This window comes from Ruminococcus sp. RTP21484sp1_RTP21281st1_A8_RTP21281_210402, assembly GCF_040914025.1.
GTDB lineage: Bacteria > Bacillota > Clostridia > Lachnospirales > Lachnospiraceae > Blautia_A > Blautia_A faecis.
Genome location: NZ_JBCPGE010000016.1, coordinates 52,640 through 68,489, shown reverse-complemented (window position 1 = coordinate 68,489; position 15,850 = coordinate 52,640). Strand labels below are relative to the sequence as shown.

The window sequence follows — 15,850 nt, the reverse complement described above, 5'->3', positions numbered from 1 at the left end:
AGGATAATAAAGAAAGAAAAATGTCTGAAAATACAGGCAGTTTCATAAAGAAAAAAAGGCAATACCAGGAAATGGGAATGAAAATCCTGCATATCTGCAGGAGTGAAATCTGTGCAAGATTTCCATTTTTTTCTTATGCATCAGCAGCCCTTTCGGCGGTCGTGGAGACAAACATGTTTCCGCGCAGCATGGGAAATGAGAGCTATTTGCAGTCCTGGAACCATGGAATTGGAACTGACGGTGAGAGGATAATAGCAGACCCTGTATTTCTGATCTATACGTGGGCAGAGAATCCAGAAAGGCTGAAAAGAGGCTGTCTGCACATGTTGTTTCACTGCCTTTACCAGCATCCTTTTTCTGATAAAAAGATGGAAGAAAGATTGTGGAATGTGGCTTGTGATCTGGCTGTGGAGCTTCTGATCTGGCAGAATATTCCGGAAAATTTATGGCAGTATCCGTCAGAAGAACTGCAAAAAAGAAGACGGATTTTTGAATTTATAGAGGGCAGAAATTGCTCTGCACAGGTACTTTATCAGCTTCTGAAACAGGAAAAACTCCCTTTTAATATTGAAGAGCTGGAATCTCTTTTTTCCTTTGATGATCATTCCCTGTGGAGTGTAAATCCATGGAAAAGGGAACAAAAACGGAGCAGGTGGGAAAAGATTCTTACATATACCACCCTTGGAAGGGAGCGGCAGAAGCATCGGATCGGAGCAAGTCCTGGAAGTAAAGAAGAGGAATTGGAAGAACTGTACAAAAGCCGATATGATTATCGGAAATTTCTCCGAAAATTTGCTTTTCCCAGGGAAGAAATCCAATTGGATGAGGATAGCTTTGATTATATTTTTTATAATTTTGGAATGGAGCAATATGGAAATCTGCCGCTGATCGAGCCGTTGGAATACAAAGAAGTGAATCGTCTGGAGGAATTGGTGATCGCCATTGATACCTCTGGTTCCTGTTCCAAGGAGCTGGTCCGGAGATTCCTTGGAGAGACCTACCAGATCCTCAGCACCCGGGAGAATTTTTTTAAGAAAATGAAAGTATATATTGTCCAATGTGACTGTTGTATTCAGTGGTACCAGGTGATCCATTCAGAGGAAGAATGGAAAGAATATATGCAGAAGATAACCATACAGGGACGGGGTGGAACCGATTTCAGGCCTGTTTTTGAACTGATCAGAAAGGAACAGGAGAAGCGGGAATTGCGGAATCTGAAGGCTTTGATCTATTTTACTGACGGAGATGGGATTTATCCGAGACAGAAACCGGATTATGAAACGGCCTTTGTATTTGTGAAAAAGACGGAAAATATGAGACTTGTGCCGGACTGGGCTTATAAACTGGTTATCGGCGAAAGGACAAAAATATGAATATCAAAGACGCAAAAAATGAGATTATCCATACCCTTGCTGCTTATTTAAAAAAGGACGGGAATGGAGTTTATACTTATCCTCTGGTACGGCAGCGTCCAATCCTTCTGATCGGTCCGCCGGGAATCGGAAAAACTGCTGTTATGGAGCAGGTTGCAGCCGAATGTAAGGTGGGCTTGGTGGCTTACACTATCACGCATCATACTCGTCAGAGTGCAGTGGGACTTCCCAAAATTGTCACCAGGAATTACGGTGGTACGGAAATTGATATAACAGAATACACCATGAGTGAAATTATTGCTTCTGTGTATGAGTACATGGAACAAACGGGAAAAAAGGAGGGAATCCTTTTTATAGATGAGATCAATTGCGTGTCAGAGACGCTGGCTCCGGCTATGCTGCAGTTTTTGCAGAACAAGACCTTTGGAACCCATAAGGTACCGCAGGGATGGATTATTGTAGCAGCTGGCAATCCACCTGCATACAACAAATCTGTCCGGGAATTTGACATTGTTACGCTGGATCGTGTAAGAAAGATTTCCATACAGGCAGATACAGATATATGGCTGGAATATGCGGGAGAAAAGGGCATACATGGCGCAATTTTGTCCTATCTTTCCCTTAAAAAAGAGAATTTTTATATGGTAGAAAATACAGTAGATGGCAAGTTTTTTGTGACCGCCAGAGGTTGGGAGGATCTTTCCGAAATCCTGAAAAGTTATGAGGAACTGCAGGTTGAAATTGGAGAGGAATTGATTGGAGAATTTCTTCAAAAAGAGGAAATTGCAAGAGATTTTGCCGGTTATTACAGACTGTATGAGAAGTATAAATCTGATTATCAGATACAGGAAATTCTTGATGGAAATGTAACTTCCAGGCAGCTGAAGACTTGTTGCGATATGGGGAAACAGGCATCTTTTGAAGAACGCTTTACTGTAACTGAAATGCTTCTTGAAGCTGTGACAGAAAGAATTTCATCCTTTCAGAAAACAGACGAAAAGACAGAAAAACTATACGGAAATCTTAAATTGCTGAAGGTTTTTTTGCAGGAAAAGAACAGCGTAGAAGCTATGGAACAGTTTATCGTTTCCAGAAGAAAAGCACTGGATGCGAAAATCTGTTCAGAGCTTCTGACAGCAGAAGAAGCTGCCAGGGAAGAGGAACAGATCAGAATTCTGGAAGAGTATTTTTTCCAGTTGAAAGAGCTGCATATTTCTGACGTGGCAGAAGGAATAGAACAAATCGGCGAAAGGTTTGGCAATGTTTGCAGATTACGAAATGAGAAACTTGAGGAAACGAAGAAGATGCTGGAACAAGCCTTTTCTTTTCTGGAAGAATGCTTTGGGGAAGGGCAGGAATTGCTGTTGTTTGAAACCGGCCTGACAGGAGATGACAGATGCAGTATTTTCATCTCTCAGTATGGCTGTCCTTCTTATTTTAAACATTGTGAACTTTTGCTTTACAGCAAAAAAGAAAATGAACTGAGGAAAGAGTGCAGGGATTTGCTGGAAGATTAAGTGAAGAATGTAGGAATTACTGATGCTGAAGGTATGGCGTGTATAATACTCTGAATACGAAATCATGCTTTGCATGATCTCGCGCCGCAATCCTGAGACAGAGGTTGCAGGAAAATTTTATAGCCTATATAATATAGAGAGACTTTAAAAGTTTTATATATGCGGAACTTCAGATTTTGTGAATAATATTGGTAGAAGGAGGTTGCCATGAGCGAAGATAAGAAACCAAAAAAGAAGAAAAAAGCAGGTGATGTATTTCTCACAATTGTACTGATCGCTGCAATCTGTGTATTCTGTTATGCAGCATATAATCTTTATCACATTTATACAGAGTATAAGAAAGGCTCAGATGAGTATAATGCGATTGCCCAGATGGCGGTGACAGAGCGTGATCCGGATCAGGACAGTACCAGTGACAGTGAGGAAGCAGCAGGACCAGACGGACCGACTCTGAAGGCCCCGCTGGATATTGATTTTGATTCTCTTCGAAGCATTAATACAGATGTGATCGGCTGGATCTATGTGGAGGCACTTGATGGTGTCAGCTATCCGGTGGTAAAGGGAACTGACAATGACCAGTATCTTCATCTGACATATGAGAAGAATTATAATTTTGCCGGAACTATTTTCATTGATTATGAGAATAAGGCAGATTTCAGTGACTGCAATACGCTGGTATACGGTCACAATATGAAGAACGGGACTATGTTTGGACAGCTGAAGAATTTCAGCAAGGATGATTCTGCTTACAATAAGAGCAAATATTTCTGGATCTTTACCCCGGAGAAGACTTACCGGTATGAGATTATTTCTGCGTACACCACAGCGGTAAACAGTGATACATATACACTGTTTAAGGGACCTGGACAGGAGTTTGTAGATTATATGAATAAAATAGTCTCCTATTCTGATGTTAAGACTACACCAGGTGAACTGGGTGTAGACGACAAGATCGTTACCCTTTCCACATGTACCGGTAATGAGTCTACCCGTTATGTGGTTCAGGGAAAAAGAGTGGATACTTTGGATGTAGTGAAGAAATCAGACAGCACGAAGCAGACGGGGGATAATTAGAACCAGATCTTTTTGAAAAAGCATGCAGACCCATAAAGGTCGGGGGATTTCAGCAGGGTGTTAGAGGAACTTTGAGAGAGGTATCGGAAAGCATATTACTGTAAAATGTGTACAGTGTAATGATTGGAGGAGTGGACATGAGTAAGGAAGTGGAAAGACTTCAGGAGCTGATCGACCAGTACGATAATATTGTATTTTTCGGAGGAGCAGGAGTTTCTACGGAGAGCGGAATCCCGGATTTTCGAAGCCAGGACGGACTTTATAATCAGAAGTATGATTATCCGCCGGAAACTATTTTAAGTCATACCTTTTTCATGGGTCATCCGGAGGAATTTTATCGTTTTTATCAGGACAAGATGCTATGCGATACAGCGAAGCCGAATGCTGCTCATCTGAAGCTGGCAGAGCTGGAAGAAGCCGGAAAGCTGAAAGCAGTTATCACCCAGAATATTGATAATCTGCATCAGATGGCAGGCAGTAAACATGTACTGGAGCTTCACGGAAGTGTATACCGGAATTACTGTATGAAATGCGGAAAATCCTATGACTTCAAATATATGAAAGCTGCGGAAGGTGTTCCAAGGTGTTCCTGCGGTGGAATTATCAAGCCGGATGTGGTTCTTTATGAAGAAGGACTGAATGACCGCACCATCAATGAGTCTGTGCGTGCTATTTCCCAGGCGCAGGTTCTTATTATAGGAGGGACGTCCCTGGCAGTTTATCCCGCGGCAGGATTGATCGATTACTTTTCTGGAGAACATCTGGTAGTGATCAACAAGTCCCCGACGCCAAGAGACCGGTATGCAGATCTTTTGATCAAGGAGCCTATCGGACAGGTGTTTTCCCAGATAAAAGTTAAAAAATAGTGTACTTGAAAAAGGTTCTAAAGCAAAAATGAAGCAGGTAAATAAGGAGTTTATATATGGCAGCAGTTGTTTATGAAGTTGGAGATGTTGTTACATTGAAGAAGGGCCATCCATGCGGCAGCAAGGAATGGGAAATCTTAAGAGTAGGTGCAGATTTTCGCCTGAAATGTATGGGCTGTGGACACCAGATCATGGTACCGCGGAAGATGGTGGAGAAAAACACAAAAAATCTTCAAAAAAAGGAAAAATAATGCTTTACAGCCTGAAAAAAGTATGTTAGAATCAAAAATCGTGATATATAAAATATCCTTGCTCTTTGACAGGCAAAGGGCCAACAGACCATAAGGAGGTAAGACAAGCATGAACAAGTACGAGTTAGCATTAGTTGTTAGCGCAAAAGTTGAAGACGAAGTACGTGATGCAGTAGTTGAGAAAGCTAAAGGATACATCACTCGTTACAATGGCGTTATCACAGACGTTGAAGAATGGGGTAAGAAGAAATTAGCTTACGAGATTCAGAAAATGCATGAAGGCTTCTACTACTTTATTCAGTTTGAGGCAGACGCACAGTGTCCGGCAGAAGTAGAAAGACATGTACGTATCATGGACAACGTATTAAGATACTTAGTTGTCAGAAAAGACGCATAATCTTTTTGCATAATCGGATTTAGAAAGCACCATTAAGAGCCCGTTCACTTAGTATATTAAGAGAGGTAAGAAGAATGAACAAAGTAATTTTAATGGGACGCTTAACAAGAGATCCTGAGGTAAGATATTCCGCAGGAGAGAATGCACTGGCAATTGCCAGATACACATTAGCGGTAGACAGAAGATTCCGTCGCGATGGAGAAGCAAGTGCTGATTTCATTCAGTGTGTTTCTTTTGGACGTACGGCAGAGTTTGCTGAGAAGTATTTCCGTCAGGGACTGAAGATTGCCGTTACAGGTCGTATTCAGACCGGAAGCTATACCAACCGTGATGGACAGAAGGTTTACACTACAGAGGTTGTTGTGGAAGATCAGGAGTTTGCTGAGAGCAAGGCTTCCAGCGACAGTTATGCTGCTTCCCATCCGCGCACAAGTGCACCGGAGGCATCTATGCCGAACCCGGGAACCGCTGCAGAGGGCTTTATGAACATTCCGGATGGCATTGACGAGGAATTGCCATTTAACTAGAGCTTAGCTCTTAGAACTGAATAAAACAGGAGGAAAACCAACATGGCTTACAATAATAGAAGCGAAAGACCAGATTCTCCAATGAAGAGAAGAGGCGGCCGCAGAAGAAAAAAAGTTTGCGTATTCTGTGGTAAAGAGAATAACGAGATCGATTACAAGGATGTAGCAAAATTAAGAAAATATGTTTCCGAGAGAGGAAAAATCCTTCCTAGAAGAATCACAGGAAACTGCGCGAAACATCAGAGAGCTCTGACTGTTGCTGTTAAGAGAGCACGTCATCTTGCTATGATGCCATACATCCAGGACTAATTTGGAAGTGTTTACCGCCATCCGGAAGGATGGCGGTTTTTCTGTCTAATCTTCTATGGAAAAATCCTTAGAAATCTGTTATACTATCTGGCAAAGGCGTATTTTGCCTGTCACTATGTAAAAGGTACCTGAAGATTTGTAAGTGAGGATAAACTTATGAATAAAAAACTGAAATTCAAGGGATCCATGAAGCAGTTCATGAGGTGGCCACTGTATCTGACCATTCTTCTTATATGGCTGGATATTCTTATTTTTATGGTAAGTGTGAAAGCAGGAATTCTTGCTACACTTGGAATTGTGGTATATATTGTGGCAGCACTTCTGCTTACCCGCTTTCACAGGCCGCTGATTCTCAATGATCTGATCGCGTTTGCCAATCAGTATGAATCTCTTGAGAAGCGTCTTCTGGATGATCTGGCTCTTCCCTATGCCATTATGGACACCAATGGAAGAATGATCTGGTCCAACAAGGTATTTGCAGAGCTTACCGGGAAAGAACAGCTGTATAACAAGCACATTACCACTATTTTTCCGGAGATCACACCGGATAAACTTCCTGTACCTGAGAAACAGGAGATCACAGAGATGAGCACCAACTTTGGTGACAGGATCTATCGTGTTTCCATGCAGCTGGTTACTATGAAAGATGTGGTAAATGAAGCCCGTATTCTGGAAAATGTGGATGCAGACATTAATCTTGTGGCAATGTTTTTCTATGATGAGACAGAGCTTCAGGAATATATTCAGAAGAATGAGGATGATAAGCTGGTAGTTGCCCTGGCATATCTGGACAATTATGAAGAAGCTCTGGAAGGTGTGGAAGAAGTCAGAAGATCCCTTCTGATCGCACTGATCGACAGGAAAATCACCAAGTATTTTTCCAATTTTGACGGACTTGTACGCAAGCTGGAGCGGGATAAATACTTCCTGATCATGCGTCAGAGTTCCCTGGAAGCATTGAAAGAACAGCGTTTTCATATTTTGGATGAAGTTAAGACGGTCAATATTGGTAATGAAATGGCAGTCACCCTAAGTATCGGTATTGGTCTGAACGGCGCAAACTATCTGCAGAATTATGAATATTGCCGTATTGCCATTGAGATGGCTCTTGGACGCGGCGGTGACCAAGTAGTAATTAAGAATGGAGATTCCATCGCCTATTTTGGCGGAAAATCCCAGCAGGTGGAGAAAAATACCCGCGTAAAGGCCCGAGTGAAGGCACAGGCTCTGAAAGAGTTTATGAGCACCAAGGATCGTGTTGTGGTTATGGGACATAAGATCACAGACGTAGATGCCCTTGGGGCTGCAATCGGTATTTATCGCGCAGGAAAGACCCTTGGCAAGCCGGTCCATATTGTAGTAAATGATCCGACCACATCCATCCGTCCGTTGATGGCGGGGTATATCAATAATCCGGATTATGAGCCTTCCATGTTTGTAGATTGTGCCCAGGCAAAGGATCTTGTGGATAATAATACAGTTGTGGTTGTGGTGGACACAAACAAACCAAGTTATACAGAGTGTCAGGATCTTCTTTATCTGACCAGGACGATCGTGGTGCTGGATCATCACAGAAGAGGCAGTGAAGTGATACAGAACGCAGTACTTTCCTATGTGGAGCCATATGCATCCTCCACATGTGAGATGGTTGCCGAGATCCTTCAGTATTTTGACGAGGATCTGCGTCTTCGCAGCCTGGAGGCGGATTGTCTGTATGCAGGTATGGTAATTGATACCAATAATTTTACTACACGTTCCGGCGTGCGTACTTTCGAAGCAGCTGCTTATCTTCGGAGAAATGGCGCAGATATTACAAGAGTCCGCAAAATGCTTCGGGATAACATTGATGCATATAAGGCAAGAGCGGAAGTTGTCCGCACTGCCCAGATTTACAGAAATTGTTTTGCAATAGGAAGATGCCCCAGCGAGGGGTTGGAAAGTCCTACAGTAGTAGGAGCCCAGGCCGCAAATGAGCTTCTGAATATTGCAGGTGTGAAGGCTTCTTTTGTTCTTACTCCATATAATAATGAGGTGTATGTAAGTGCCCGTGCCATTGATGAGGTCAATGTGCAGGTTATGATGGAGAGAATGGGCGGCGGAGGTCATCTGAACATTGCCGGAGCCCAGGTGAAGGCTACAGAAGATGAGACAGAGAAAATGATCAAAGATATTATAGATCAGTTATACCAGGAAGGAGAATTCAAAGAATGAAAGTAATTTTACTGGAAGATGTAAAAGCCCTTGGAAAAAAGGGAGAGATTGTAAACGTCAGTGACGGATATGCAAGAAACATGATCCTGCCGAAGAAGCTTGGACTTGAGGCAACTCCAAAGAACTTAAATGATCTGAAGCTTCAGAAGGCAAATGAAGAGAAAGTTGCCCAGGAGAATTTAGAAGCTGCCAGAGCTTTTGCCAAGAATCTTGAAGATAAAGAGGTTATTCTTACTCTTAAAGTGGGAGAGGGCGGAAGAACATTTGGCTCTGTTTCCACAAAAGAAATTTCAGAAGCTGCCAAGAAACAGCTGAATCTCGATATAGAGAAAAAGAAACTGGTACTTCCAAACCCGATCCGCAATCTTGGCGTAACAAATGTACCGGTTAAGCTTCATCCTAAGGTAACCGGAAGCCTGAAAGTATGGGTAAAGGAAGAGGCATAAGGGCTACTGTGAAGAAGTGTAAACAGTAATGCATAAAGCTGCAGGAGAGGATGTTTTTTACGAAATGGAAGAAGCATTGATCAAGAGGATACTTCCTCACAGCATTGAAGCGGAACAGTCCGTTATTGGTTCCATGATCCTGGACCGTGATGCCATTCTGGTAGCATCAGAGATTCTTACAAGTGATGACTTTTACCAGAGCCAGTATGGTATTATTTTTGATGCCATGGTGGAGTTATGTAATGAAGGAAAGCCGGTGGATCTGATCACTCTTCAGAACCGTCTGAAGGAGAAGGAACTTCCACCAGATATCAGCAGTATGGAATATGTAAGAGATCTGATTTCTGCAGTTCCCACTTCTGCCAACGTAAAGTATTATGCCAATATTGTCAGCGAAAAGGCTGTCCTTCGAAGACTGATCAAAGTGAATGAGGAAGTGGAAAATGCCTGCTATATGGAGAAAGAAGGCACACAAATGATCCTGGAGGAAGCGGAGAAGAAATTGTTTAATGTTCTTCAGAGACGCTCCAGTGATGAGTTTGTGCCTATCCAGCAGGTGGTTTTGAATGCGGTGAACAATATTGAGAAAGCTTCCAAGATGAAGGGAACGGTAACTGGTATTCCTACCGGTTTCGTGGATCTGGATTACAAGACCTCCGGAATGCATGCTTCAGACCTGGTGCTGATCGCAGCCCGTCCGTCTATGGGAAAAACTGCTTTCGTTCTTAATATTGCCCAGTATATGGCATTTCGTAAGGACGTTACGGTAGCGATATTCAGTCTGGAGATGTCCAAGGAGCAGCTTGTAAACCGTCTCCTTGCCATGGAATCTCATGTGGATTCCCAGAATATGAGAACTGGTAATCTGAAAGACGAGGATTGGACCAAGCTGGTGGAGGGTGCAGATATTATCGGACGCTCTAATCTTATTATTGATGATACCCCCGGTATTTCCATTTCCGAGCTGCGTTCCAAGTGCCGAAAATACAAATTAGAGCACAATCTTGGAATTATTATGATTGATTATCTTCAGCTGATGAGTGGAAGCGGACATTCTGATTCCAGACAGCAGGAAATTTCCGATATTTCACGTTCCTTGAAAGCACTTGCCCGTGAGATCAGCGTTCCGGTCATTGCACTTTCACAGCTCAGTCGAGCTGTAGAGCAGCGCCCGGATCACAGACCTATGCTTTCTGACCTGCGAGAGTCGGGAGCTATTGAGCAGGATGCTGATATGGTAATGTTTATCTACCGTGATGATTATTATCATAAGGATACGGAGAAAAAGGGAATTGCTGAGATCATTATAGCGAAACAGAGAAACGGTCCTATTGGTACCGTTGAGCTGGTATGGCTGCCTCAGTATACACAGTTTGTAAATATGAAAAAATAAGGAAATGCTGATTGATTATGGTATTTCTTCGAAAAGGCCGGCATGTTATGTCGACCTTTTTTTCTTGCATTTGAAAGTCCTTTTGTTATAATAAAAACAGTGAATTATGCTATTGTTCATGCAGATGCTGTCTGGCAGCCAAACCGATTCGTTTTGTGGACAGCAACAATTTCATGAGGAGGGGTAGTATGGAAAAATGCTATACCGTGGCTGAGACTGTGAAGCTGACAGGAGTGAAATCTTATGTCCTTCGTTACTGGGAGGATGAACTTTCCCTTCCTATTCGCAGAAATGAGCTGGGGCATCGCTGCTACACCCAGGATGATATTCAACTGTTTTTGAACATTAAAGAACTAAAGAACAGAGGCTTGCAGCTTCGGGCGATACATGATCTTCTTCCAAAGCTTACAAAAAAAGAAGGAATGGAAGTAATCGTGCCGGAAGAAAAGGATAAAATACATTTACTGGAATATGAGAGTATAGAAAAAGAAGAGAATGAAACAAGAGATACACTTCGGGAAGAACTGCTGGAGAATGTTCAGAATTTTAAAGCGGAGCCAGATAAAAAGATTCTGGAGTTTCAGGAGATATTAGAACGTCTGATTACTCAGGAGCTTCATGCCCAAAAAGAAGGAGAAGACAGGTGGCGCACTCTGGATGCAGCCATCAGGAGACAGCAGATGGCAAGAAGAGAAGCAGCGGCAGCTTCGGAGAAGAAAGGAAAAAAGAAAAACGGAGTGTAGAATGTGTTTGAAAAAGGGGAGCTCCATAGGAAGCTCCCCTTCATGCTATCATCACTTATGTGGGAAAAATCAACCCTCGCTGATAGCGCCTGTAGGACAGGCATCAGCACAAGTTCCGCAGTCCATGCAAGAATCTGCATCGATTACGTAATGATCATCTCCCTGAGAAATAGCACCTGCTGGGCACTCGCTCTCGCATGTTCCACAGCTTACGCACTCGTCAGAAATTACATATGCCATTGTTATATCCTCCTTTAATCTCTTTAGTTCCCTTATGATTACTGGTCACAGAGTGAACAGAAACCCCTTCTGGGATATGAGTCTATTCTAATATATATGTCAAAGGATATCAAGTACAAAATTATAAACAAAATTTTAGAATTGTGACGGTTGCGTAAATGTGTATTTGGTATTATAATAGTGGAACGTGGAGAGTTACTGCCGGTTTTGATGTAATGGCAGGGAATTTTTTACGAGAGAAGCAGTTGCTGGTCAGGCATGAACAGTAACTCGATATAAAAAAGGAGGAAACAGATCATGGCACAGGTGACAAAAGATATGCTGATTGGTCAGCTTCTTCAGTTAGATCCTAATATGGCTGGTATTCTTATGGCATCCGGTATGGGATGTGTAGGATGCCCATCCGCACAGATGGAATCTCTGGAGGAGGCTGCTATGGTACACGGAATTGATGCTGATGTTTTAATCCAGCAGCTGAACGATTATCTTGCAGGCCGTTAGTATATAGTTTCTTGACGGGGGGTCCGGTTGAGAAGGTAACCCCGACAGAGTATATACGAACTTATAATAAAAAGGACTGGCGATTTGCCAGTCCTTTTTAATAAGGTTTTAGAGCGTGTTTGAAAAAGGCTTTCTGCAAGATGTGCGTCACAATTTGCGGGAATGATTTTTCAAACACGCTCTAGCATGTTCAAAATGTCTGCGCAGCGTGCAGGCATTTTGGAATTGTCAGGCGGAGAATCCTGCAGGCAGGATTCTTTTTATTTCAGATTTTTGCAAGCTGCTGCAAGGCTTTGCGGGAAATGAGCTCACCATGTTCCTTTAAATGAGCCTCTCCGGCAGCAGTAAAAGCGCGTCCGCTGCCGTATTCAGAAAGAATATTGCATACTTTATTGAATTCTTCTGCTGTGCAGGAGGATTGATGTACAATCAGCTGGTAAAGGGAATTCTCATCCTTGTAAAGGGTATTGATGCCTTTATAGAATCCATCCAGTCCATGTGCGGCAGCAATGACATCATCCAGAGTATGGAAAGTATAGAGCCGTATCAGGTTTACCGAAACTTTCCGGGTATTGGAAACAGATTCAGAAGCTTCCGTACTTCTGGAAGTCCTGGAAGCTCCAGATTCTTTGACCTCCTTGTTACTGGAAGAAGCTCCCTGAGAGGCTGCTTTCTGTGTCTCCTCATATAATTTCTGGAAGATATCGATGATATTATCAGCACCATCGAAATGAAGGGTATCCTGCTTGGTTTTCTTATATGGTGAAAATTTGGAGAAACGAGTGTCAAGTTCTTCGGGATCCTCTACCTTGGTGACAATCAGAATGACACTTTCACCGTTTACGGGAATTGCCTCGATCATCAGCGGGATGTTATCAGCTTCAAAGCCAAATTCAATCTGAGCCTGCTGCATCATTTCACGGAAAAGCTTCTTGGCTTTATCTGTGCCGTAGGCAAGCTCGCTGATACGGATCTGGTGGCTGTCCAGATCTTCCTTTGTAAGAGTACAGCGGATTTGATTGTCACTGATTTTTTCTATTTTCATATGATCACATCCTGTTCTTGGAAATAGTGTTTATTATTAAAAGATTACCATAATCAGTTGTTAATGCTCACTTCGCGAATAACAACACACTTCGCGATGCACAGAAATCATGCATTCGCATGATTTCGCGCCGGGTTTCCCAGGTTTTCTGTGAACTATATTCACAAAAACACCTCGCGGAACACTACCAGTGAACAGTAACAATCAGCTATCTTGATTCCTCATTGTATAATATATGTTTCAAAAGTGCAATAGGAAAAAAACAGGTAATTTCAGTTTGTAAATTTCAGTTGCAACTTATTAAATTTTTCGAAACAGAATGGAAAAAAAGAATAAACTGGTCAAAATCTATTGCATAATGGAAAATGAATCCGTATAATGGGGAACAAGAAAAAAGAAATGGATCTGTGACTCACAAGCAATTGAGAACAGAGATAACACAGATTCGTATTAAATATTAACATTAACATCTATTTTTTCTAAAAACAGCGTCGATTTATCATGCAGCGTATCAGCTGGGGCGGTGTTTGCATTCCCTGAAGATGAAATGAGCTCACATTCCGTCTCTTTTTTCTGCAAAATGATTCAGGTGTTTTCTGAATCCATAAAGGAGGAAAGGAGGTTAGGACACGAAGCGTATATCACGATCAGGAAAGGAAGAATCCTGCAGATCGCTGGAGGGTGAGCTGAATCAGTATGAAGAATTGGGAATTGCTCTTTATCTGGAAGGGCTGCCCAGTGATGCCAGAGCCATTGCAAAAGCCTGTCAGATTGCAGATGGCGGAGGATATATGCGGGATTATACAGAGGACGAGAATGGGCATATAGCCCGTGTGGATTTCGATTTTGTAATCGATGATCAGCAGTTGTAAACCATGAATATTCAGTACATACCGGAATTTCTTCAAGACCAGCAGTTTCCCCCTACTCATGCTTTGGCAGGAAGAAATTTCCGGTGCTGCTGATTGCAGGAATGATTCTAGTACATCGAATATTAAGTAATTGCCATATTGACTTGTCTGATTTTTCATCTGCTGCGTTGTCGTCAGTCGCCGTAGCCACCGCTACGCCTCCTTCCTCCGCCTTGCATATGAGAAAATCATCCTACGTCAATATAGCAGATACTTAATTTTCGATGTACTAGATACCAACATTCAATAATGTAAACAAATTGTAAAAAGTCGAATTATGTAATACAATCCTGAAAAAAAATATGTTATAATGATAATCGACTGTGGAAAAGTCCGCAGCAGATATCAATTAGACGTTCACTGAGAGGATAAATATTTTATGAAGAGAAGAATTAATCCTGTAGTAGTGGTATGCATGCTGATCGCAGCAGTTACCCTGATCGGAATTGTTACAACCCTGATCATGCGCCGCATTCCTACCAGGAAACAGATGGATTTGACTGAATATTATGGACAGACAGACGATTCAGAAGCCGTAATTATAGTAGGTACCCAGATTCTGGAGCAGAAGGCAGTTATGTCTGGCGAACAGCCATATCTTCCTGTAGATGTGGTGGATAGTTATCTGAACCAGAGATATTACTGGGATGAAGAAGGTCAGCAGATTCTGTACGCTACTCCGTCGGAGCTGATTTATACACCTGCTTCCGCTGAGGCGGGCGGTGATGTATGGCTGAAGGACGGAACCGCTTATCTGAGCCTTGATTTTATAAAGAGATATACAGATCTGGATACTTATGTGTACCAGCAGCCAAACCGTATAGCGATTCAGAAGGATTTTTCAGGCGTATCAGTTGTCACAGCAACTAAGGATACATATGTGCGCTACCGTGGAGGAATCAAATCAGAAGTACTGTCCAGGGTAAACAAAGGAGATAATCTGATCCTTATGGAAGAACTGGAGAACTGGGATCAGGTAGCCACATGGGATGGTTATATCGGATATATAGAGAAGAGCAGTGTAAGTGATATTCAGAATCTGAATATGGACAGAGAAGCAGTTGGGGAATCTTATACTTATCTTACCATGGACCAGCCAGTGAATCTGGTATGGCATCAGGTAATGTCCACAGATGCCAATGCAGGACTTTCGGAGGCTATTCAGAATATGACCGGAGTGAATGTAATTTCACCAACCTGGTTCTATGTAACTGACAACAATGGTAATATTATCAACAATGCTACAGCTGATTATGTATCTCTTGCCCATGAAAAAGGGCTGAAGGTATGGGGACTTGTGGACAATTTTACGCAGGACATCAGTACTTATGAGGTATTGTCCAGAACAAGTTCCAGACAGAATCTGGTTTCACAGTTGGTGAATGCAGCTGTTGGAGCTGGAATTGATGGAATTAATGTGGATTTCGAGCAGCTTAGTGAGGACGTGGGCGTTCATTTCCTGGAGTTCCTCCGGGAGCTTTCTATAGAATGCCATAAGAACAATCTTGTTCTTTCCGTAGACAATCCGGTTCCAGAGGATTTCACCAGTCATTATGACAGGGCTGAACAGGGCAAGGTAGTAGATTATGTCATTATTATGGGATATGACGAGCACTACGTTGGATCCGAGGAAGCGGGCTCAGTAGCGTCTCTTCCATGGGTAGAGAAGGGAATTCAGGATACTATCGCTGAAGTTCCGGCGCAGCGTGTGATCAATGCAGTTCCATTTTACACAAGATTATGGAAAACAGAAGCTGGCAGCTTATCCAGTGAGGCAATTGGCATGGATACTGCCCAGGAAGTAGTAAATACAAATAATGCCCAGGTATACTGGGACAGCGATGTAAGTCAGAATTATGGAAGCTTTGAGAAGGATGGATGCACTTACCAGATCTGGATTGAGGATTCTCAGTCTATTGCAGCGAAGGTACAGCTGGTACAGAAATATAATCTTGCCGGTGTGGCAGCATGGAAATTGGGATTTGAGAATAGCAGTATCTGGCAGGTGATCACAGATAATCTGTCTGCGTCTAATTAAAACAGGTA

At 42.5% G+C, this 15,850-nt stretch carries 18 protein-coding genes and 1 pseudogene; 16 read left to right on the top strand and 3 right to left on the bottom strand.

Annotated elements, in window-relative coordinates:
- Positions 1 to 77 precede the first annotated feature (77 nt).
- The 12 genes from AB5170_RS09610 (at position 78) to AB5170_RS09555 (ending at position 11,107) form a co-directional block, all read left to right on the top strand.
- Positions 78 to 1,373, top strand: a complete 1,296-nt coding sequence (locus AB5170_RS09610) for a VWA-like domain-containing protein (protein ID WP_368361621.1) — start codon at positions 78 to 80, stop codon at positions 1,371 to 1,373.
- Positions 1,370 to 2,890 carry an ATP-binding protein gene (locus AB5170_RS09605; protein ID WP_148463151.1) on the top strand — a complete coding sequence of 507 codons (1,521 nt, stop codon included), beginning with the start codon at positions 1,370 to 1,372 and terminating at the stop codon, positions 2,888 to 2,890. Before AB5170_RS09610 ends, AB5170_RS09605 begins: the two co-directional genes overlap by 4 nt.
- Before the next feature lie 207 nt (positions 2,891 to 3,097).
- Complete coding sequence (gene srtB, locus AB5170_RS09600) at positions 3,098 to 3,964, top strand: class B sortase (RefSeq protein ID WP_148463152.1); 867 nt, start codon at positions 3,098 to 3,100, stop codon at positions 3,962 to 3,964.
- Between the two features lie 137 nt (positions 3,965 to 4,101).
- On the top strand, positions 4,102 to 4,830 hold the full coding sequence (locus tag AB5170_RS09595) for an NAD-dependent protein deacylase (protein WP_148463153.1): 729 nt from the start codon (positions 4,102 to 4,104) through the stop codon (positions 4,828 to 4,830).
- A 56-nt stretch (positions 4,831 to 4,886) separates the two neighbouring features.
- Positions 4,887 to 5,081, top strand: a complete 195-nt coding sequence (locus AB5170_RS09590; protein ID WP_148463154.1) for a DUF951 domain-containing protein — start codon at positions 4,887 to 4,889, stop codon at positions 5,079 to 5,081.
- Positions 5,082 to 5,190: 109 nt separating this feature from the next.
- The gene (gene rpsF, locus AB5170_RS09585; protein WP_117851485.1) at positions 5,191 to 5,478 is read left to right on the top strand and encodes a 30S ribosomal protein S6; all 288 of its coding nucleotides are present in this window, start codon (positions 5,191 to 5,193) and stop codon (positions 5,476 to 5,478) included.
- A 74-nt stretch (positions 5,479 to 5,552) separates the two neighbouring features.
- Positions 5,553 to 6,005: a single-stranded DNA-binding protein gene (locus tag AB5170_RS09580; protein ID WP_118583680.1), complete on the top strand. Its 453-nt coding sequence runs from the start codon at positions 5,553 to 5,555 to the stop codon at positions 6,003 to 6,005.
- Positions 6,006 to 6,047: 42 nt separating this feature from the next.
- Positions 6,048 to 6,314, top strand: a complete 267-nt coding sequence (gene rpsR / locus AB5170_RS09575) for a 30S ribosomal protein S18 (protein ID WP_118583682.1) — start codon at positions 6,048 to 6,050, stop codon at positions 6,312 to 6,314.
- Between the two features lie 156 nt (positions 6,315 to 6,470).
- Positions 6,471 to 8,525: a DHH family phosphoesterase gene (locus AB5170_RS09570; RefSeq protein ID WP_118583686.1), complete on the top strand. Its 2,055-nt coding sequence runs from the start codon at positions 6,471 to 6,473 to the stop codon at positions 8,523 to 8,525.
- Positions 8,522 to 8,971: a 50S ribosomal protein L9 gene (rplI, locus tag AB5170_RS09565; protein ID WP_118583688.1), complete on the top strand. Its 450-nt coding sequence runs from the start codon at positions 8,522 to 8,524 to the stop codon at positions 8,969 to 8,971. Before AB5170_RS09570 ends, rplI begins: the two co-directional genes overlap by 4 nt.
- A 64-nt stretch (positions 8,972 to 9,035) precedes the next feature.
- Entirely contained in the window at positions 9,036 to 10,364 is a 1,329-nt protein-coding gene (gene dnaB / locus AB5170_RS09560) for a replicative DNA helicase (protein ID WP_118583698.1), read from the top strand.
- 188 nt (positions 10,365 to 10,552) lie between these two features.
- On the top strand, positions 10,553 to 11,107 hold the full coding sequence (locus AB5170_RS09555; protein WP_148463155.1) for a helix-turn-helix domain-containing protein: 555 nt from the start codon (positions 10,553 to 10,555) through the stop codon (positions 11,105 to 11,107).
- A gap of 69 nt (positions 11,108 to 11,176) precedes the next feature.
- Here AB5170_RS09555 and AB5170_RS09550 read toward each other — a convergent pair whose 3' ends face one another.
- The gene (locus tag AB5170_RS09550; RefSeq protein ID WP_118583690.1) at positions 11,177 to 11,347 is read right to left on the bottom strand and encodes a DUF362 domain-containing protein; all 171 of its coding nucleotides are present in this window, start codon (positions 11,345 to 11,347) and stop codon (positions 11,177 to 11,179) included.
- Between the two features lie 297 nt (positions 11,348 to 11,644).
- Between AB5170_RS09550 and AB5170_RS09545 the strand changes: the two genes are divergently transcribed.
- Positions 11,645 to 11,848, top strand: a complete 204-nt coding sequence (locus AB5170_RS09545; protein WP_117851487.1) for a DUF1858 domain-containing protein — start codon at positions 11,645 to 11,647, stop codon at positions 11,846 to 11,848.
- Here AB5170_RS09545 and AB5170_RS09540 read toward each other — a convergent pair.
- Positions 11,845 to 12,012, bottom strand: a complete 168-nt coding sequence (locus tag AB5170_RS09540; protein WP_368361631.1) for a DUF6783 domain-containing protein — start codon at positions 12,010 to 12,012, stop codon at positions 11,845 to 11,847. The two genes, AB5170_RS09545 and AB5170_RS09540, sit on opposite strands and share 4 nt — an antisense overlap.
- On the opposite strand from AB5170_RS09540, the pseudogene AB5170_RS09535 reads away from it, so the two are divergent.
- Positions 11,990 to 12,154 (top strand): annotated as a pseudogene (locus AB5170_RS09535) (hypothetical protein); the annotation flags it as partial. The gene AB5170_RS09540 and the pseudogene AB5170_RS09535 overlap by 23 nt on opposite strands.
- Here AB5170_RS09535 and AB5170_RS09530 read toward each other — a convergent pair.
- A complete protein-coding gene (locus AB5170_RS09530; protein WP_148463156.1) occupies positions 12,114 to 12,893 on the bottom strand; it encodes an adaptor protein MecA in 780 nt (259 codons plus the stop codon). The pseudogene AB5170_RS09535 and the gene AB5170_RS09530 sit on opposite strands and share 41 nt — an antisense overlap.
- 704 nt (positions 12,894 to 13,597) lie before the next feature.
- Between AB5170_RS09530 and AB5170_RS09525 the strand changes: the two genes are divergently transcribed.
- Both AB5170_RS09525 and AB5170_RS09520 read left to right on the top strand, forming a co-directional pair.
- Positions 13,598 to 13,765, top strand: coding sequence for a hypothetical protein (locus AB5170_RS09525; RefSeq protein WP_227200025.1), 168 nt, complete (start codon positions 13,598 to 13,600; stop codon positions 13,763 to 13,765).
- Between the two features lie 418 nt (positions 13,766 to 14,183).
- Complete coding sequence (locus AB5170_RS09520; RefSeq protein ID WP_148463157.1) at positions 14,184 to 15,842, top strand: glycosyl hydrolase family 18 protein; 1,659 nt, start codon at positions 14,184 to 14,186, stop codon at positions 15,840 to 15,842.
- Positions 15,843 to 15,850: the final 8 nt, after the last annotated feature.